This window comes from Solidesulfovibrio fructosivorans JJ], from assembly GCF_000179555.1.
Lineage (GTDB): Bacteria > Desulfobacterota > Desulfovibrionia > Desulfovibrionales > Desulfovibrionaceae > Solidesulfovibrio > Solidesulfovibrio fructosivorans.
Genome location: NZ_AECZ01000052.1, coordinates 1 through 17920 on the forward strand (window position 1 = coordinate 1; position 17920 = coordinate 17920).

Genomic DNA, 17920 nt, shown 5'->3' on the forward strand with positions numbered 1-17920 from the left:
AAAGTTTTTGCGGGAGGGGGCGCGGGGGAGGGGGCTTTTTTCAAAAAGCCCCCTCCCCCGCATCTTCTTCTTTCCACCTCTTCCTCCCCCTACGGTCCATCCTGGGAGCGTTCGGACGGGCGCATGTCGGGACTGGTGTAGAAGAATTCGATGCGCCGGTTGCGGGCCTTGTTGGCCGGGGAGGTCGGGGGCACCAGCGGCTGGCTGTCGGCCAGTCCCACGGCCCGAAGGCGTGTCGTGGAGATGCCGGTGGTCTCGGCCAGGTAGCGGGTGGCGGCGGCGGCCCGGGCGGCGGAAAGTTCCCATTTGGACGGGTAGGGGCCGCCTTTTTCGTCGTCGTCGGCGAAGCCGCGCACGGTCAGGTTGATCTTGAAGTCGCGCAGGATCTTGGCCACGCCGTCGAGGACCTTTTGGGCCGTTGGCGTCAGCTCGGCCGAGCCGGGCCTGAACATGACGGAATTGTTGACCTGCATCATCACGCCCGAGGAGTCGTTGGACACGCCGGAGTTTTTCCGGACGTTGAGGTCCGAGGTGATGAGTTCCTTTATAAGCAGGGCGACTTCGTACTTGAGCTTGTTTTCCTGGGACAGCTTGAATTCCGGCGACCCCTTGATGGCGTCGGGGCTGATGAAGGTCGGCACCTTTTCCAGGTTCTGGACCTTCTCCTTGGAGGGCACGTTCTTGTCCTGGAAAACCAGGGACAGTTCCTGCTTGGTCTTGGGCTTGAGCGAAACCACCAGCCACAGGAGCAGGAAAAAGGCCATGAGCGCCGTGACGAAGTCGGCGTAGGCCACCTTCCACGAGCCGCCGTGATGTCCGCCGTGTCCGCCTTCGGACTCGCGGTAGATGATGACGGTTTTGCCCTTGTCGCTATTTTTTGCCACGAAGCGCTCCCTCCATGTCTTCCATGGTCGGGCGCACGTCGTCGGGAATGGCCCGGCGGCCCATCTCCACGGAGAGCATCGGGGAAAAGCCCGAGTTGAACGCCGCCAGCACTTCCTTGGCCACGAGCAGCATCTGCTGCTGGGCCTTGGCCTGGTACTCCAGGTTGGAGGCCATGGGACCGACGAAGCCGTAGCACATGAGGATGCCGAGGAAGGTGCCGACCAGGGCCGCGCCGATGCTGTGGCCGAGCACCTCGGGCGGCTCGTTGATCTTGCCCATGGTCAAAACGATGCCAAGCACCGCGGCCACGATGCCGAGTCCCGGCAGCGAGTCGGCCACCCGGGTGACCGCCGAGGGCGCGATCATGGCGTGGTGGTGCAGGGTGGCGATGTCGGTGCGCATGAGGTCGTCGTAGCGGTGGGCGTCGATGCCTTCCGAAAGCAGGGCCTTGATGTTGTCGCAGATGAAATAGGCCAGCTGCTTGTTTTTGGCGATGTTGGGGTAGCGGTTGATGGTGGAGGACTGCTCGGGTTGGGAGACGTGGGGCTCGAGGGCGACGATGCCGTCGCGGCGGGCGATGTTCATGAGCTCGAAAAGCAGGGTGAGCAGGTCCTGGTAGTCGGAGGAGGAGGCTTCCTTGCCCGAGAACACGTGCAGGATGTGCTTGAAGGTGCCGATGACCACGGACTTGGGCGCGGAGATGAGAAAGGAACCGAGGGCCGCGCCGCCGATGATGAGCAGCTCGATGGGCTGCATGAGCACGCCCAAATGGCCGCCTTCCAAAAGGAAGCCGCCGATGACGCAGCCAAGGACAACGACGATGCCGATGATAACGAACATGACCCACCATGCGGGCGCACGTACGGGCCGCCCCGGACTGCCGGGGAGGGGACGGTCGTTTCCCTCCCCGGCGGTGTGAACGCGTTTTTGCCGCGTGGGGCTAGGTGTAGAAAAAACCCGGCCGTGGGGCAAGCGCCCCGCGCGCGAGCGCTATTTGTTGGCGCCGCAGCACTTCTTGTATTTCTTGCCGCTGCCGCAGGGACAGGGATCGTTGCGGCCGATCTTGGGCTCGCTGCGGCGTTTGGGGGCCTTTTTGGGGGCCTCGCCCGTTTCCGCGCCCGAGTACTGGAGGTTGGCCGTGTCGTCCTTGTGCTGGAACTCCTGTTCGGGCGCCTCGCTTCTGATCTGCACCCGGGAAAGGGCCCGGATGGTGGCGTCGCGGATGCTCGTGATCAGGTACTGGAACAGCTCGAAGCCCTCGCGCTTGTACTCCTGCTTGGGGTCCTTCTGGCCGTAGCCGCGAAGGCCGATGCCGTCGCGCAGGTGGTCCATGGCCAGGAGATGTTCCTTCCAGTGCCGGTCCAGGCTGTCGAGCAGGAAGTAGCGGGCGATCTCGCGGTACTGCTGCCCGGCCACGTCGGACAGCTCCTTTTGCCGGGAAAGGGCCTTGTCGAGCACGGCCTTCTTTTCGTCCTCTTCGCCGGTCGTCAGCGCCATCTTGAGGTCAAGCAGGTCCTCGATGAGCGAGCCGGCCGTTTCCAGGTCCTCGGCCTCGTGGTGCCCCTTGGCCGCTTCCAGGGGCGCGAAGATCTCGTCCACGATCTCCTCGATGGCGTCGGTCACGAAGACTTCGGGCTCGGACGTCTCCATGAGTTCGCGCCGGCGGGAGTAGATGACCTCGCGCTGCTGGTTCATGACGTTGTCGTATTCGAGCAGCTGCTTGCGGATTTCGAAGTTGTGGGCTTCCACCCGCTTCTGGGCGTTTTCGATGGCCCGGGAGACCATGCGGTTCTCGATGGGCTCGCCGTCCTCCATGCCGAGCTTGTCCATGATGCCCTTGAGGCGATCGGAGCCGAAAAGGCGCATGAGGTCGTCGTCAAGGGCCAGGTAGAAGCGCGAGGAGCCCGGGTCGCCCTGACGGCCGGAACGGCCGCGCAACTGGTTGTCGATGCGCCGGGACTCGTGGCGCTCGGTGCCGAGGATGTGCAGGCCGCCGAGGTCGGTGACGCCCTCGCCGAGTACGATGTCCGTGCCGCGGCCGGCCATGTTGGTGGCGATGGTGACGCGGCCGGCGTGGCCGGCCTGGGCCACGATCTCGGCTTCCTTCTCGTGGTTCTTGGCGTTTAAGACGTCGTGGGGCACGCCGCTTTTCTTGAGCAGCCCGGAGAGCAGCTCCGACTTTTCGATGGACACCGTGCCGACCAGGACGGGCTGGCCGCGCCCGTGCAGCTCCTTGACGTCCTTGGCGATGGCCGCGAACTTTTCGTGCTGGGTCTTGTAGACGAGGTCCGGGAAGTCCTTGCGGATCATGGGCTGGTTGGTGGGGATGGAGATGACTTCCAGGTCGTAGATCTCGCGGAATTCCACGGCTTCGGTGTCGGCCGTACCGGTCATGCCGCCGAGTTTGTCGTACATGCGGAAGTAATTCTGGAAGGTGATGGTGGCCAGCGTCTGGTTTTCGGCCTCCACGTCCACGTGTTCCTTGGCCTCGAGCGCCTGGTGCAGGCCGTCGGAGTAGCGCCGGCCGGGCATGAGGCGGCCGGTGAACTCGTCGACGATGAGGACCTCGCCGTCTTTCACCACGTAGTCCACGTCGCGCTGGAAGATGTGGTGGGCCTTGAGCGCCTGGAGCACGTGGTGCTGCAGGGTGATGTTGGCGGCGTCGTAGAGGTTGTCGATTTTGAGCACCTGCTCCATGCGGGCCACGCCGTCGTCGGTTAAAAGCACGGTGCGGGCCTTCTCGTCGACGGTGAAGTCCCTCTCCTTGTGCAGCATGGGAATGAAGGCGTCGATGCGGGCGTAGAGGGTCGAGGAATCCTCGGCCTGGCCGGAGATGATGAGCGGGGTTCTGGCTTCGTCGATGAGGATGGAGTCCACTTCGTCGACGATGGCGAAGTTGAGTTCGCGCTGCACGAGCTGTTCCTTGTAGAACTTCATGTTGTCGCGCAGGTAGTCGAAGCCGAACTCGTTGTTGGTGCCGTAGGTGATGTCCGCGTTGTAGGCGGCCTGGCGCTCGGGGTCGTCGAGGCCGTGGACGATGGTGCCGACGGAGAGGCCCAGGAAGTTGTAGAGCTTGCCCATCCAGGCGGCGTCGCGCTTGGCCAGGTAGTCGTTGACGGTAATCAGGTGCACGCCCTTGCCGGACAGGGCGTTAAGGACCACGGGCAGGGTGGCGACGAGGGTTTTGCCTTCACCGGTCTTCATCTCGGCGATCTTGCCCTGGTGCAGGGTGATGCCGCCGATGAGCTGCACGTCGAAGTGGCGCATGCCGAGGGAGCGCACCGAACCCTCGCGCACCAGGGCGAAGGTTTCGGGCAGGATGTCGTCCAGGCCGCGACCTTCCGCCACTTCCTGGCGCAGTTCGGCCACGCGCGCGCGCATCTCCTCGTCGGAGAGGGCTTTGACCTGCGGCTCGAAGGCGTTTATGGCCGCGACCAGCGGGCGCAGCCCCTTGAGATAGCGTTCGTTTCTTGACCCGACGATTTTTCGGGCGATGGTCTTGAGCATCGAATCGACTCCTTTATGGGGCGGGGCGCGATGGATTTCCATCCAGCCCGGCCCGACGTCCAACGGGCGTTGGTTGGCGTTTTACGCGGGACGCGGTCCGGCGGCGCGGCGGCGACGCGGCATGGGCGCGCGGCTGGCGGGTGGCCGCGCGGCGCGTCAGCCGATGCACTCCAGCCAGTGTCCGACGACAATGTCCTTGGGGGCGACGCTGCGCAGCTGGGTGACGCAGCCGGCGCAGCCGGTGACGATCTGGTCGCCCGGGGCCGGATTGTAGACGGCCAGGGCATGGGCCGCCACGGCGTCGGAGAGTTCCGGCGATGTCAGTTTGGTCAGGCCCCCGAAGCCGCAGCACGGCGTTTCGGATTCCTTGAAAACGATGCGCTCCCCCATGGCCCGGCGCAAAAAGGTCAGGTCCTGGTTGCCGCCGGCCCCGTGGCAGGGACGGTGGTAGCGCACGTGCGCGGGCGCCGCCTCGCCGAGGCGAAAGGACGTGCCCCCCATGAGTTCGGCCAGGGAAACGAGATTTTCGCGCCACAGCCCGATTTCGTCCATGGCCAGCCCCAGGTCCTTGCGGGCGTAGGCCCGAAGCCCGCAACGGCAGGTGGCGCAAAAGACCACCATCAGCGGCCGGCCGGCCTTGCGCCAGGCCTCGATATTCTGCTGCTGCATGGCGGCCTGGGCCTCGGGCGCGCCGGCATGGCCCAGCGTGCAGCCGCAGCAGGTGAACCCGGGATCGGGCAAGACGTCGAGGCCGAGGCCGGCAAGCAACCGCCTGGCCGTTTCCTTCCAGCGCGGGTTGGCGTGCTCGGCCACGCAGCCGGCGAAGATCACGCACTTTTTCCCGGCATGGGCGGTTTCGAAGGACTCGGGGAAAAGCCAGGGGGCGGGGGCCTTGCCCGCGCCCATGGCCTCGATGGCCGCCTTGGCCCTGCTGACGGCCTCGACCGGCACATTGCCGGGCACGAGCTTGGTCAGGGTCCGGGCCAACGGCCACATGAGCCCCGCCTGCTCGATCCACAGCTTCCAGAGAAAGCCGGCGAAGCCCGGGTGCGAGGCGCGCAGTTCGGCCACCAGGTCCGGGCCGCAAAGCCCGAGCGGACAGGCGTTTTCGCACTTGCCGCAGGACAGGCAGACCGTGGCCAGGATCTCGGCGGCCTTTTTGGACAGCTCGGCCCGGCCCTCGGCCACGGCCCGGGCCAGGAAAAATTTGGAGCGCGGGGAGAGCTCCTCGCGGCCGGTGGCGGTGAAAAGGGGACAGGCGGGCAGGCAGCGGCCGCACAGAATGCATTCCGGGCGGCGGCCCTGGCCGTGCAGGCAATGGACGGGGGTAAGCTCTTCGGCCACGATCAATACGCCTTTTGGGGATTCATGATGCCGGCCGGGTCGAAGACGGCCTTGACGCGGCGCAGGATCTCGCGCTGGCCCTCATCGAGCTGCCGGTCGAGGAAGGGCAGCTTGGACAGGCCCACGCCGTGCTCGCCGGAGAGCGTACCCCGAAGCGCGAGGCACAGCATGAGGATGCGCTCGCGGGCGGACTGGGCCCTGGCGCGTTCGTCGGCGTCGGCGGCATCGTGCATGATGTTGACGTGGAGGTTGCCGTCGCCCACATGGCCGAAGAGCAGGATGCGCACCCGCTCCTCCTCGCCGATGGCCTTGATTCCCGCGGCGGCCTCGCGAAGGGCGCCGCGCGGCACGGTCACGTCGTCGCTTATCTTGTCCGGCGCGGCTTTAAACGAGGCCGGGTTGAGCAGCCGGCGCAGTTCCCACAAATTCTCCTCGGCCTCCGGGGTGACGGCCCGTTCGGTCCAGACCGGCCCGGCGTCGGCCGTCGCCCGCTCCAGCAGGGCCACATCGGCGGCCACGGCCTCGGGCGAGCCGTCCACGCGCACGAAAAGCGCCGCCCCGGCGTCGGCCGGCCAGGGCACGGCGCTTATGGCGGCCACGGCCTTCATGGCCTCCTGTCCGAGCATTTCCAGGGCCACGGGCAGGATGCCGGCCCGGAAGACGTCGCCGGCGGCGGCAAGGGCCGCGTCGATGCTCGGGTAGGCCACGGCCAGGGTGGCCGTGGCCTGGGGCAGGGGCAAAAGTTTGAGCGTCAGCTTGGTGAAAAGCCCGAGCGTTCCTTCCGAGCCCACGAAAAGGCGCGTGAGGTCCAGGCCGACCACGTTTTTGTGGGTGCGCCCGCCGGTCGTCAGCACCTGCCCGCCGGGCAGCACCGCCTCGATGCCGAGGATGTGGTCGCGGGTGACGCCGTATTTGACGGCCCGCATGCCCCCGGCGCAGGTGGCGGCGTTGCCGCCCACGGTGGAAAATTTCACGCTGGCCGGGTCCGGGGCGTAAAAGAGCTTTTGCGCCGCGATCGCCGCCTGCAAGTCGCCCGTGACCACGCCCGGCTCGACCACGGCCACGAAGTCGTCCGGGTCGATTTCGAGAATGCGGTTGAGCCGCGCCGTGGACACCACGATGCCTCCGGCCACCGGCACGCAGTCGCCCACGGTGTTGGTGGCCCGGCCCCGGGGCAGGATGGGGATGCGCTCCGCCTGGGCGAAGGCCAGCAATTCCTTGACCTGCTCGCAACTGTCCGGCCGCACGGCCGCCGCCGGGGGGGCGAAGCGGCGCGAGGCGTCGGTGCCGTAAACGAAGGTTTCCTCAGGGGTGAAAACGGCCGCGTCGCCGGGGAAGATCGAAGCCAGGGCGCGCTTTTGCGATTCGTTTAAGAGCGTGGAAGATTTCATTGCATTCAGATGGATCGGCGTAGGCCCGAACGCTGTGCGTCTCGCATGTTGGACGATCAGTCCGCCTCGGCGGTCCAGGTCATGGCGTCGATGGCGCCCTTGTCGTCAAAGGAAAAGGCCAGTTCGTTGTAGCCGCTCATGTCGGAATAGCGCCAGGCGCCCTCTTCCGCCTCCTCGGGCTGGCCGAGCACGGCGGCGAGCTTTTCGCGGGGGGTGCCAAGACAAATGCCCCGGGCGAAGCAGACCTGGCCGGAGGTGGCGCGGATCTGGTGGAAAAACTGCCGCGCGCCGCCGTCCATGCTGTAAAGCGATACGGTCAGGCCGTCGTAGGCCAGGGTGATGATCTCATAGGCGGCGTCGTCGTGGGGGCTGGTAAAGGGCACGGTTTGCCGTTCGCGGGGCGCGCCGAGGCGGCTTGTGACGGCGGCCTCGCTCTGGCCGAACAGGGCGGCCGTCTCGTCGAGAAAGGCGTCCACGCGCTCGTCGGCCTCCGTACCCCCGGCGTTGGCCGCCGCGGCGCAGCAAAGGCACAAAAAAAGCGCCAACGGCAGGACAGGGCGGATGCATGCCATCAAAAGACTCCTCGTTGCCTGATCGCCCCGGGCCGATCAGACGTTCGCTGCGAGCGTCGCGTCCTTCTATTTTTCGAGGGGCGCAACCCTAATGCCGGGCCAACTCCCTGGCCGCGTCGCGGTCGAGGTCCCGGTTTTTCAGGTCGTCGCGGCGGTCGAAGACCTTCTTGCCCCGGGCCAGGGCGATTTCCGTCTTGGCCCGGCCGTTTTTGAAATAGATGCGCACCGGCACCACGGTGAGCCCCTTTTGCTCCACCCTGGACCGAAGCGTGCGGATTTCGGCCGCGTGGAGCAGGAGCTTGCGCCGGCGTTCCGGCTCGTGGCCGGCATAGCCGGCGTTTTCGTACACCCCGATATGCACGCCGACGAGGAAGGCCTCGTCCCCCTCGAACTTGACGTACCCGTCCTTGAAGCTGACCCGGCCGGCCCGAAGCGATTTCACCTCGGACCCGGTAAGCGCCATCCCGGCCTCGTACTTTTCGAGAAACTCATACAGGTGTCGGGCTTTTTTATTTTGGGCGACGAGTTTTTCGCCCGATTCCTTGGCTGTCATGTCGTCCTTTCAGGTGGCGAGGATTCGACTGATACGTGTTTTCCCGGCGTCCGGCCAGTGAAATGAGGCCGCCCGTCCCGGCCGGTCACGACGTCGCGATGTCCTCGCGGTCGAGCAGGGAGGAGTAAAACATCAGTTCGTCCGGGAACTGCCGGAAGATGGTTTCCTGGACAAGGGCGTTGGTCCGGGAGACCGACGGACTTTCCAGGACCAATTTAAGCAGTTTTTTGCAGTCGTCCATGGTGGCCTGGCGAATGATGCGCTTGATGCCGGGAATGGCCTGCGGGGTGAGGCTTATGCAGTCGATCTGCATGCCCATGAGGATGGGCACGCAAAAGGGGTCGGAAGCCATCTCGCCGCACAGGCTCACCTCGATGCCGGCCTGGTGGGCCGCGTCGACCACGTGCTTGATGCTCCTGACCACGGCCGGGTGCAGCGGCTGGTACATGTGGGACACGAAGCGGTTGGTGCGGTCGATGCCGAGCGAATACTGGATGAGGTCGTTGGTGCCGATGCTGAAGAAATCGACCTCCCGGGCCAGGATTTCGGCGATCATCACGGCCGAGGGCAGCTCCATCATGATGCCGATGGGCATGTCGGCCTCGAAACGGCTGCCTTCCTGGCGCAGTTCGGCCTTGGCCTCGGCCAGAAGCGCCTTGGCCTGCCGGATTTCCCGCAGGCCCGAGATCATGGGGAACATGACCGCGATGTTGCCGGCAAGCGAGGCCCGCAGGATGGCCCGCAGCTGGATCTTGAAGATCTCGCGGTGGCGCATGCACAGGCGTATGGCCCGAAGCCCCAGCGCCGGGTTGCGCTCGTCGAGCGATCCCAGGGTGGAGACGAACTTGTCCGCGCCGGCGTCCAGGGTGCGAAGCGTGACCCGCCTTGGCGACATGATCGTGGCCAGGTCGAGGTACTCCTGGTACAGCTCGTCCTCGGTCGGCAGCTTCGACCGGTTCATGTAGGAATATTCGGTGCGGTAGAGCCCGATGCCCTCGCCGCCGTTGTTGACCACGGTCGACACCTCGTCGAGCATCTCGATGTTGGCTTTGACCTTGATGCGGTAGCCGTCGATGGTTTCGCCGGGCAGGTGGCAGCCGCGCATGATGCCGGCCTGGTAGGCCTCGAACTGGTATTTGAGGTCCGAGAGCCTGGCCAGCTCCTCCTCGCCCGGGGCGCGCAGCACCACGCCGCGCAGCCCGTCCACCACCACCAGATCGCCGTCGCGCACCTCGCGCTCGAGCTCCGTCACTCCGACCACGGCCGGGATGCCCAGCGTGCGGGCCAGGATGCCGGTATGGGAAGTCTTGCCGCCCTGGACCGTGACCAGGGCCATGATCTTGTCGGTCTGAAGGCTCGCGGTGTCGGCCGGGGAAATGTCGTGGGCCATGAGCACGACCCGGTTTTCGATGGCCCGGGTGCCGCCGGTCTGCCCGGCGAGTCTGGCCAGGACCCGGCCGGCCACGGTGCGCACGTCCTGGATGCGGTCGCGGAAATAGGGATCGTCGAGGGCGGCAAAGGCCTTTTCCAGGTCGTCCACGGCCTTGTCCAGGGCCCATTCGGCGTTGATGGAGAGCTTTTTGACGTAGTTGCGGGCCGCCCCGGCCAGTTTCGGGTCTTTGAGGATCATCAGGTGCGAGTCGAGGATGAGCGCATGTTCCTTGAGCTCGGCCGGAATGCGCTCGCGGGCCTGCTCGATCTCGCGCGTGAACTGGGCGAACGCCCCGTCCAGCCGTTCCACCTCGGCCGGCAGCATGGCGCCGGAAAGCGTCTGGCGGGGCAGGGGGCCGACCCCCGATCGGTTGAGGAAAAAGGCCCGTCCGATGGAGATTCCGGCCGAAACGGGAATGCCTTTAAGCGTCGTCATGACCGGTTGGGTCCTCGGGGCGCGGCCGGGTCCGGGTCGGGCCGGTGCGGCGGTCGCGGACTGGGTTTGGGGCAGGCGCGGTCACGGGACGCGGCCTACCGGAAACGGTTGCGGATAAGCGTGGCGAGGCTCGTCAGGGCCGCCTCGGCTTCCGGGCCGCTGGCCCGCAGTTCGAGCTCGGCCCCGTTGCCCGCGGCCAGGGTGAGGATATCGAGGATGCTTTTGGCGTCAACGGTTTCCCCGGCCATGGACAGGCTGATGTCGCAGGGGAACTTCTGCGCCTCCTGGGCCAGCTTGGCCGCCGGGCGGGCGTGGAGTCCCTGCTCGTTGAGCACGCGCACGGTAAGCGCGAAGCCCGCGTCCGTGGGCATGATGTCGTCAAGGGCCGTCGCGCCCGTATCGTTGGTCTGGTTGGTCATTGTCCACCGCGTCGGCGGAGGTTTCCCCGGCCCTCGGGCCGGAAGGTTCGGCCGGTCAGATCGGCCCCAGGGAACGCAACAGCACCCAGCCGGCGGCCAGGATGAGCAGCGCGATCTCCCGGGACACCGACGGCCGGGTGGCGGCCCAGGCCGCCAGAATGCCGATCAGCACGGCGTCGGCCACGGATGCCGTCTCCCCCAAGGGGTGCGCGAGCATCCAGAACACGGTCAAAAGCCCGGCGTTGATCAGCTTGATCCTGCGGCCGAGGTTGACCATGTCCCAGCGCTTGAGCCGGCGCAGCACGTGGAAGCCTTCCCGGTAGCCGGCTCGGAATGTCGCCGCCTTGAACACCTGGGCCGCCAGGAAAAGCCCGCCCGCGAAAACGGCCAGGGCGGCGTACTGGCCCCCGGCCACCAGGCAGGCGGCGGACAGCCCCCACAAGCCCATGACGCTGGCGGAAAAAAACGTGTCGCCGATGGCGGACAGGGTGAATGCCGTCGTGGTCTTGACGTTGTCAAGCATTTCGGCCGGCAGGACTCCCTTGGCGATTTTGGCCTCCAGGGACAGAAACAGCCCAACCAAAAGCGGCGTCCAGAAAAAATGGGTGTTGTACAGATCGAGATAGCGGGCGAACACGGCGTCGCGTTTTTCCGGGTCGGGATACAAAACGGTCAGTCCCGGCTCCATGGCATAAGTCAGCCCCACGTGCTGCAACCCGCGCGTGTTGTAGGCGGCGCCGATCAGGTAGCAACGCAGGAAACAGGCCGAAAGCGTCCTGGCGTCCAGCTCTTCGCTCAAATTCCCCAAACACGCACCGCCTTTCCGCGTGTCGGCCGGTTCCGCCCGGTCGCATCCTCGCAAACGGGGATCGCGCCGTTCGTCGCGTCCCCGGCCTTTTTCCCAATACGGATAAACGATAGGCGGGGTTTTGGTCAAACGGTGACGGCGGGAAGGCTCGCCAGAAACCGGCCGAAGGGCGTCTTTTCGAGGCGTCGCCGCCAGGGCGGGGCGGCGAGGAGGGTGCGCAAATCGTCCGGGGTGTCGCAGTCCGGCAGTTCGGGAAGAAGGGCCAGGCTTTTCCCGGCCGCGGCAAGCCGGGCGCGCGTGAGAGCGGCGACCGTCGCCGTGCTCCAGGGCATGTCCGTGAAGAGCGCCGGGCAATAGCCGGCGCGCGTAAGTCCCAGGGCATAGTAGCCGCCGTCGGTCGCCGGACCGAGCACGGCGTCGTTTCCGGCAAGCTCCCGGGCCGCCCGGGTCAGGACTTCGCCGGTGACAAGCGGCAGGTCGCTGCCGATCAGCACGGCGGCGTCGGCTTCCCGAAGCGTGGCGGTGAAGGCGGCGGCCATGCGCGCCCCGAGGTCCCCTTCCGCCTGGGCGCGAAAGGTCCGGTCCGGACCGCAAAGCTCCCGAGCCGCCGGAAGTTCCTCGGCCGGCGCATAATAGACGATGGCGGGCAGTCCCGAGGCGTCGGCCGCGCCAAGCACGTTTGCGACCATGGCCCGGTAGGCGGCCAGGGCGGCCGCGTCGCCGATGCCGGCGGCAAGCCGCGTCTTGACCCGGCCGGGCAGGGGGGCCTTGCAGAAAACGAGCAGGCGGACGTCCATGGCGCGCTACCGCTCCCCCTCCCGGTGCGCGTCCGGCATCGGGGGATAGTGCCGGGCGAACCTTCCCGGGGGCACGCCCAGGCTGTAAAGCGTCAGCAGGGCCAGGTTGCGGGCCGTGGTCCGAAAGGTCCCCTCGGCCTCCCAACGCCTGGCCGAGGTGCTGGCGCGGCTCGGCAGAACGGCGATTTTGCCGCCGGCGCGCCTGACGGCGCGCACGAGCGCCACGTCCTCCATGATGGGGATGTCGGGAAACCCGCCCAGGGCGAAAAAAAGGTCGCGGCGCAAAAACTGGGCTTGGTCGCCGTAGGGCAGGTCGAACCACTTCGAGCGCAGGGTGGCCCCGGCGGCAACCAGCCGCAGCCAGGGATTTTTCGAGCGGATGGCCAGGGAAAAGGCGCCGAGGGCGGCGCCCGCGTCCAGGGCCTTGGCCGCGTCCTCGAAGGCCCGGGCGGGAAGGCGCGTGTCGGCGTGCAGGAAAAGGAGGTGCTCGCCCGAGGCGGCCCCGGCCCCGGCGTTTAATTGCCTGGCCCGGCCCCGGGGCGCGGTCAGGGCCAGGACGCCTTCGCGGTCGAGGGCGGTCAGCGTCGATCCGGCCGGGTCGCCGTCCACCATGATGATCTCCACGGACAGGCCGTAGCCGACCGTGCGCACGTGGTCCACCAGGGCGTTGATGCGCCGCGCCTCTCCGAGGACGGGCGTGACCACCGAGAAAAACGGGCGTCCCGGGCGGGGCGCGACCGGATTTTCGCGACCGGAGGTGATCCGCATGCTGTGCAATAGATTTTTTCGGAGGAAACCGCTAGGGTCCCGCCGATGTCGCATGAGATTGTAACTTCCGTTCGTCGTGGGCTTCCTGCCCGCCTGGGCGGATTCTGGCGATAGCGCATGCTCGAAGCCGAATACGCGACCATGTTCGCGGCCGAGGAGACGTATTGGTGGTACCGGGGCCTGCATGACCAGGTGCGCCGGGCCGTCGCCTTGTGCCGTGAGGAGGCCGACGGGCCGCTTCGCGTCCTCGACGCCGGCTGCGGCACGGGCAAGGTGCTGGAAACCCTGGCCGGGGAGGCGGTGACGGGCCTGGACCTGTCGGCCACGGCCCTTTCCCTTGCCCGCCGGCGGGGCGATTTTCCCCTCACCCGGGCCTCGGCTGTGGATCTGCCCTTTCGCGACGCCAGCTTCGACGTGGTCCTCTCCCTGGACGTGTTGGCCAACGTGCCGCCGTCGGCCGTGATTCCGGCTCTGGCCGAGGCCCGCCGCACACTGGTCCCCGGCGGTCGGCTCATCCTCAATATCGTCGCCCACCAGTTCCTTTACAGCGAGCACGACCGGGCCGTCGGCGTCCAACAGCGCTACAGCGCCGGGCAGGTGCGGGATTTTCTGGTCGCGGCCGGGTTTCGCGTCGAAAAGATGACCTATTCCAATACGCTCTTATTCCCGGTCGCCGCCCTGGTGCGGCTTTGGCGCAAGCGGGCCCGGCCCGGCCATACGCCCCGCTCCGACCTCGCGCCCCTGCCGCCGCGCCTCAACGCCGCTCTGGCCCGGATGCGGTTTGTGGAAAACGCCCTCATGGTGGATTATGGCATCCCCATGCCCTTCGGGCTGTCGGTCTTCGCCATGGCCAAAAATCCCGTCGGACCGGCCCGGACGCGGCCCGGGCGGAGTCGTACACGAGCATGAATCCGGAACCTTCGCCAACGCTTACCATCGTCATTCCCGTCTACAACGCCGAGGCCACCATCGGCCGGCTGGTGCGCGCGCTTTTGGCCGATCCGCCCCTGCCGGGCACCGACATCGTGCTGGTCAACGACGGCAGCCGCGATAGGAGCCACGAGGTCTGCCTCGAGTGCTGCGAGGCCTTTCCCGGCCGGGTCACCTACCTGCGCCTGGCCCGCAATTTCGGCGAACACAACGCCGTCATGGCCGGACTGCGCCAGTCCGGCGGGGACTGGGTCGTGGTCATGGACGACGATTTTCAAAATCCCCCCGGGGAGATCGCCCGGATCGTGGACACGGCCCGCGACGGCGGCTACGACGTGGTCTACACCGCCTTCCGGGAAAAGCGCCACGGCCGGTTGCGCAATCTGGGCAGCGCCTTCAACGACAAGGTCGCCACCATGCTCCTCGACAAGCCGCCGCGCCTGTACCTGTCGAGCTTCAAGTGCGTAAGCCGCTTCCTGGTGGACCGCATCGTGGAGTATACCGGCCCAGCGCCCTACGTCGACGGGCTTATTTTGCGCGCCACGGGCAATATCGGCCAGGTGGAGGTGGAGCACCGCGACCGGGAGGCCGGCCGGTCCGGCTACACCTTGTGGAAGCTCGTGCGGCTGTGGCTGACCATGTTCGTCAATTTTTCCGTGGCGCCGCTGCGGCTTTCGGCCTTTCTCGGGTTGGGCTTGGGGGCTTTCGGCCTGCTCATGGCCGTCTGGAGCCTGGCCGAAAAGGTCTTCGGCGTGTCCGTGCCTTCGGGCTGGACCATGCTTTACATCACGATCATCATCTTTTCCGGGGTGCAGCTCGTCATGCTCGGGCTGCTCGGGGAATACGTCGGCCGCTCCCTCATGGAGATCAACCGCACGCCCCAGGCCGTGGTGCGCGAGATCCACGGCGGCGACGGCCGCCCGCCAAGGGAGGTTCGCCCGTGAAAAGTCCCCTCGACGGCGTGCGCCTGCTTGACGTGGCGACCCTGCGCGACGACCGGGGCGCGCTGTCCGTCATCGAAGGCGGCCGCCACATCCCCTTTGCCGTGGCCCGGATCTTTTACATGCACGGCATGACCGCCGATCGCGGCGGCCACGCCCACCGCGACACCGAGCAGTGCATCCTGGCCGTGGCCGGATCGCTGACCATGGCGCTCACCGACGGCAGCCACACGGCGGACTACCGCCTGGACGACCCCGCCCGGGCGCTCTACCTGCCGCCCATGATCTTTCTCGACATTCGCGACATCAGCCCGGACGCCGTGTGCCTGGTGCTGGCCAGCACGCCCTACGATCCCGCCGGCGTCATTCGCTCCCTGGACGTTTACCGCCAAACCCTGGCTGGGACATGAGCACCGCCGCCGCGCGTCTGGCCTTTTCGCGTTCCTGCCGCGCCCTCTCCGGCGTCTTCCCGGACATGGAGGCGGTCATGGCCTGGTTTGCGGCCAAGGACCGCCGCGACCGTTTCGAGGTGCGCCGCGCTTCCCTCGCCGCCCTCGACCAGTGGGGCTTTCTGCCGGGTCCCCTGCGCCTGGGGCACCGCTCCGGCAAGTTCTTCACCATCGAGGGTATTCGGGTGGAGACGGACTTCGGCCCGATTCCGTCCTGGGACCAGCCCATCATCAACCAGCCCGAGGTCGGCATCCTGGGGTTGCTCGCCCGGGAAATCGACGGCGTGCTCCATTTCCTCATGCAGGCCAAGATGGAGCCGGGCAACGTCAACGTGCTCCAGCTTTCCCCCACGGTCCAGGCCACGCGCAGCAACTATTCCCGGGTCCATGGCGGCCATGCCCCGCGCTATCTGGAATACTTCACCGAACCGGGCCTGGCCGAAGTGCTTCTCGACCAGCTCCAGCCCGAGCAGGGGGCCAGATTCCTGCGCAAGCGCAACCGCAACATGGTCGTGCTCGTTTCCCACGACGTGCCGGTGCACGAGGATTTCGCCTGGATGACCCTCGGCCAGGTAAAGGATCTGCTCACCCGCGACAACATCGTCAACATGGACGCCCGCACCGTGGTGTCGCTCATTCCCCTGGCCGATCCCGACGAGCCGTCGGACGCGGCCCGCCTCGAGGGCCTGTCGCCGTTTCGCCGCGACGTGTACCTGTCCTTTTGCCGCTCCGACCGCGAGCGACACACCATGGACGCGGTCATGGGCTGGCTGACCATGGGCAAGGCGGCCGCGTCCATGCGCGTTTCGCCCCTGCCCCTGGACGGGCTGCGCGGCTGGAGCGTGACCGAGGACGCCATCCGCCACGAAACCGGGCTCTATTTTTCCGTCATCGGCGTGGACGTCACGGCCCATACCCGCGAAGCCACGCGCTGGTCCCAACCGCTGCTGCACCACGAAGGCCTGGGGCTGGTCGGCTTTCTCTGCCAGAGCCAGTGGGGCGTGCTCCATTTTCTGGTCCGGGGGAGCCTTGAGCCCGGCAACCGCGACGGCATGGAGATCGGCCCCACCGTCGCCTGCTCGGAGGTGGCGGCCCGGTCCGGCCGGGTTTGCGCGCCGCAGTTCCTGGAATATTTCTTCGATTCCGCTCTCGGCGCGGTGCGCTACGACGCCGTCCAGTCCGAGGAGGGCGGGCGCTTCCATCATTTCCAGAATCGCTATATGATTGTGGAAATTTCTCCGGGTACGGTCGTGGACGCGCCCGGGCATTATCTGTGGCTGACCCTTGGCCAACTGTGGCGCATGGCCCGCCACGGCCACGTCAATATCGAGGCCCGCAACCTGCTTGCCTGCCTGGGAGCTGTGGAGCGCACGCCATGAGGCTTCTCGTTTGCGGCGGTTCGGATATCTTCGCCCGCCGGGTGCTGCCCGGCCTGCCCGGGCTTGGCGTTACGGCCCTGGATGTGGCCTCGCGAAGCGGTCGTCGCATGGAAGGGCCGCCGGGCCTGCTCCTGCGCTTTTGGGACGATCCCGAGGCCGCCTTGGCCGCAAGCGACGCCGACGCCGTCTACGTGACCACGGAAAACAGCCGCCATGCGACGCTCGCCCTGGCCGCCCTGGCCTCCGGCCGCCACGTCATCGTGGACAAACCCGCTTTCCTCGACCTTGCAAGCGCCGAGCGTGCCTGCGATCTGGCCGCGAAAAAGAACCGCGTCCTGGCCGAAGCCACGGTCTGGGCCGAGCATCCGCGCGTCGCCGGCCTGATACAGGCCTTTGCCGACAGGGACACGGCCCCCGCGCGCATCGTCGCCACCTTCTCCTTCCCGCCGCTGCCGCCGGAAAATTTCCGCCACCGCCCCGAACTCGGCGGCGGGGCGCTTTTCGATCTCGGCCCCTACGCCGTAAGCCCCGGCCGCGTCCTTTTCGACACCGAGCCCGAGGAAGTCGTCTGCCGCATCACCTCGCGCGGCCCGGCCGTGGAAACGGCCTTCACCTGTCTGCTCGTTTACCCAGGCGGACGCAGCCTGGCCGGCACCTTTGGTTTCGACACCGGCTACGTCAACCGCCTGGATGTCCTCGGCCCCGGACTCGCCGCCTCCATGGACCGGGCCTTCACCCCGCCGCCGGGCGCGGCCCTGCCCCTTTCCTGCAACACCCCCCGAGGCGTACGATGCGTCGACTTCGAGCCCGCCGACGCCTTTGCCCGCTTTTTTGCCCGGGCCTTTGCCGCCATGGAGCGCGGCGACGGCGACGCCTTTATCGCCACGTTGCTCGCCGACGCGCGCACGTTGGCGCGGCTGCGGTCGAGCGCCGGGTAAGGCGGGTAGGCTGGCTGGGAGGAGACGGGGAGACGACTGGGGCGCTGCCCCAGACCCCGCCGGGAGGCCACGGGCCCCCCGGACCCCCCGTCCGGTGTGCTTTGGTTGGGCGGGATTTTGGCGGGGGAGCCGTCAGGCGGATGTGTGTAAGATGGAGGCGGAATTTGCCGGGACGGTGCCGCCGCTTCGCGGCAGGCTCGCCCCGAACAAATTCCGCCTCCACCACGCCGTCGCCCCTTCGGGGCGAAGGGATAAGGAATTTTTTTTGAGAGTATTGTAAAAATAGTGGGTTAGGATAGTTGGCTACAACCCTTTAGAAGTTTTTGGGGAGGGTGGGGGGCCCGGGGGGCGGGACCGTTTTACCTAAAACGG

General features: G+C 66.9%; 17 protein-coding genes. 5 read left to right on the forward strand and 12 right to left on the reverse strand.

The genetic code is table 11. The annotated features are described in order from the left end of the window. Positions 1–89: 89 nt before the first annotated feature. The 12 genes from DESFRDRAFT_RS19630 to DESFRDRAFT_RS19685 all read right to left on the reverse strand — a co-directional run bounded on the left by DESFRDRAFT_RS19630 (position 90) and on the right by DESFRDRAFT_RS19685 (position 12911). Positions 90–884 carry an OmpA/MotB family protein gene (locus DESFRDRAFT_RS19630; protein ID WP_005996919.1) on the reverse strand — a complete coding sequence of 265 codons (795 nt, stop codon included), beginning with the start codon at positions 882–884 and terminating at the stop codon, positions 90–92. Further along, positions 871–1725, reverse strand: a complete 855-nt coding sequence (motA, locus tag DESFRDRAFT_RS19635) for a flagellar motor stator protein MotA (protein ID WP_005996920.1) — start codon at positions 1723–1725, stop codon at positions 871–873. The genes DESFRDRAFT_RS19630 and motA overlap by 14 nt, the downstream gene beginning before the upstream one ends. A 150-nt stretch (positions 1726–1875) precedes the next feature. Further along, positions 1876–4392 (reverse strand): preprotein translocase subunit SecA, encoded by a 2517-nt coding sequence (secA, locus tag DESFRDRAFT_RS19640; RefSeq protein ID WP_005996921.1) that lies wholly within the window; start codon positions 4390–4392, stop codon positions 1876–1878. 156 nt (positions 4393–4548) lie between these two features. Next, entirely contained in the window at positions 4549–5736 is a 1188-nt protein-coding gene (locus DESFRDRAFT_RS19645; protein WP_005996922.1) for a (Fe-S)-binding protein, read from the reverse strand. Positions 5737–5738: 2 nt separating this feature from the next. Continuing rightward, on the reverse strand, positions 5739–7127 hold the full coding sequence (locus tag DESFRDRAFT_RS19650; RefSeq protein WP_005996923.1) for an FAD-binding oxidoreductase: 1389 nt from the start codon (positions 7125–7127) through the stop codon (positions 5739–5741). A gap of 56 nt (positions 7128–7183) precedes the next feature. Beyond that, the gene (locus DESFRDRAFT_RS19655; protein WP_005996924.1) at positions 7184–7699 is read right to left on the reverse strand and encodes a hypothetical protein; all 516 of its coding nucleotides are present in this window, start codon (positions 7697–7699) and stop codon (positions 7184–7186) included. Positions 7700–7787: 88 nt separating this feature from the next. After that, positions 7788–8252, reverse strand: a complete 465-nt coding sequence (gene smpB, locus DESFRDRAFT_RS19660) for an SsrA-binding protein SmpB (protein WP_005996925.1) — start codon at positions 8250–8252, stop codon at positions 7788–7790. 85 nt (positions 8253–8337) lie between these two features. Next, the gene (gene ptsP / locus DESFRDRAFT_RS19665) at positions 8338–10119 is read right to left on the reverse strand and encodes a phosphoenolpyruvate--protein phosphotransferase (protein ID WP_005996927.1); all 1782 of its coding nucleotides are present in this window, start codon (positions 10117–10119) and stop codon (positions 8338–8340) included. A gap of 95 nt (positions 10120–10214) precedes the next feature. After that, positions 10215–10538, reverse strand: coding sequence for an HPr family phosphocarrier protein (locus tag DESFRDRAFT_RS19670; RefSeq protein WP_005996929.1), 324 nt, complete (start codon positions 10536–10538; stop codon positions 10215–10217). A 55-nt stretch (positions 10539–10593) separates the two neighbouring features. Continuing rightward, a complete protein-coding gene (locus DESFRDRAFT_RS19675; RefSeq protein ID WP_005996931.1) occupies positions 10594–11346 on the reverse strand; it encodes a PTS system mannose/fructose/sorbose family transporter subunit IID in 753 nt (250 codons plus the stop codon). A 125-nt stretch (positions 11347–11471) separates the two neighbouring features. Continuing rightward, on the reverse strand, positions 11472–12143 hold the full coding sequence (locus DESFRDRAFT_RS19680) for a TIGR04282 family arsenosugar biosynthesis glycosyltransferase (RefSeq protein ID WP_005996933.1): 672 nt from the start codon (positions 12141–12143) through the stop codon (positions 11472–11474). A 6-nt stretch (positions 12144–12149) separates the two neighbouring features. Next, positions 12150–12911, reverse strand: a complete 762-nt coding sequence (locus tag DESFRDRAFT_RS19685) for a TIGR04283 family arsenosugar biosynthesis glycosyltransferase (protein WP_005996934.1) — start codon at positions 12909–12911, stop codon at positions 12150–12152. 117 nt (positions 12912–13028) lie between these two features. Between DESFRDRAFT_RS19685 and DESFRDRAFT_RS19690 the strand changes: the two genes are divergently transcribed. Genes DESFRDRAFT_RS19690 through DESFRDRAFT_RS19710 form a run of 5 tightly spaced genes read left to right on the forward strand, consistent with a single transcriptional unit; the run spans position 13029 to position 17548 of the window. Then, complete coding sequence (locus DESFRDRAFT_RS19690; protein ID WP_005996935.1) at positions 13029–13820, forward strand: class I SAM-dependent DNA methyltransferase; 792 nt, start codon at positions 13029–13031, stop codon at positions 13818–13820. Then, a complete protein-coding gene (locus DESFRDRAFT_RS19695) occupies positions 13817–14785 on the forward strand; it encodes a glycosyltransferase family 2 protein (RefSeq protein WP_005996936.1) in 969 nt (322 codons plus the stop codon). Before DESFRDRAFT_RS19690 ends, DESFRDRAFT_RS19695 begins: the two co-directional genes overlap by 4 nt. Beyond that, a complete protein-coding gene (locus tag DESFRDRAFT_RS19700; RefSeq protein ID WP_005996937.1) occupies positions 14782–15192 on the forward strand; it encodes a sugar 3,4-ketoisomerase in 411 nt (136 codons plus the stop codon). Before DESFRDRAFT_RS19695 ends, DESFRDRAFT_RS19700 begins: the two co-directional genes overlap by 4 nt. Continuing rightward, positions 15189–16610 carry an NDP-hexose 2,3-dehydratase family protein gene (locus tag DESFRDRAFT_RS19705; protein ID WP_005996938.1) on the forward strand — a complete coding sequence of 474 codons (1422 nt, stop codon included), beginning with the start codon at positions 15189–15191 and terminating at the stop codon, positions 16608–16610. Before DESFRDRAFT_RS19700 ends, DESFRDRAFT_RS19705 begins: the two co-directional genes overlap by 4 nt. Then, complete coding sequence (locus tag DESFRDRAFT_RS19710) at positions 16607–17548, forward strand: Gfo/Idh/MocA family protein (protein WP_005996939.1); 942 nt, start codon at positions 16607–16609, stop codon at positions 17546–17548. The genes DESFRDRAFT_RS19705 and DESFRDRAFT_RS19710 overlap by 4 nt, the downstream gene beginning before the upstream one ends. Positions 17549–17920 lie beyond the last annotated feature (372 nt).

Excerpts from the sequence above, each read along its gene's own strand:
- DESFRDRAFT_RS19710 (WP_005996939.1), top strand. The coding sequence starts at position 16,607 with ATGAGGCTTCTCGTTTGCGGCGGTTCGGATATCTTCGCCCGCCGGGTG.
- DESFRDRAFT_RS19670 (WP_005996929.1), bottom strand. The coding sequence starts at position 10,538 with ATGACCAACCAGACCAACGATACGGGCGCGACGGCCCTTGACGACATC.
- DESFRDRAFT_RS19690 (WP_005996935.1), top strand. The coding sequence starts at position 13,029 with ATGCTCGAAGCCGAATACGCGACCATGTTCGCGGCCGAGGAGACGTAT.
- DESFRDRAFT_RS19705 (WP_005996938.1), top strand. The coding sequence starts at position 15,189 with ATGAGCACCGCCGCCGCGCGTCTGGCCTTTTCGCGTTCCTGCCGCGCC.
- motA (WP_005996920.1), bottom strand. The coding sequence starts at position 1,725 with ATGTTCGTTATCATCGGCATCGTCGTTGTCCTTGGCTGCGTCATCGGC.
- smpB (WP_005996925.1), bottom strand. The coding sequence starts at position 8,252 with ATGACAGCCAAGGAATCGGGCGAAAAACTCGTCGCCCAAAATAAAAAA.
- DESFRDRAFT_RS19695 (WP_005996936.1), top strand. The coding sequence starts at position 13,817 with ATGAATCCGGAACCTTCGCCAACGCTTACCATCGTCATTCCCGTCTAC.
- DESFRDRAFT_RS19685 (WP_005996934.1), bottom strand. The coding sequence starts at position 12,911 with ATGCGGATCACCTCCGGTCGCGAAAATCCGGTCGCGCCCCGCCCGGGA.
- DESFRDRAFT_RS19655 (WP_005996924.1), bottom strand. The coding sequence starts at position 7,699 with ATGGCATGCATCCGCCCTGTCCTGCCGTTGGCGCTTTTTTTGTGCCTT.
- DESFRDRAFT_RS19650 (WP_005996923.1), bottom strand. The coding sequence starts at position 7,127 with ATGAAATCTTCCACGCTCTTAAACGAATCGCAAAAGCGCGCCCTGGCT.
- ptsP (WP_005996927.1), bottom strand. The coding sequence starts at position 10,119 with ATGACGACGCTTAAAGGCATTCCCGTTTCGGCCGGAATCTCCATCGGA.
- DESFRDRAFT_RS19680 (WP_005996933.1), bottom strand. The coding sequence starts at position 12,143 with ATGGACGTCCGCCTGCTCGTTTTCTGCAAGGCCCCCCTGCCCGGCCGG.
- secA (WP_005996921.1), bottom strand. The coding sequence starts at position 4,392 with ATGCTCAAGACCATCGCCCGAAAAATCGTCGGGTCAAGAAACGAACGC.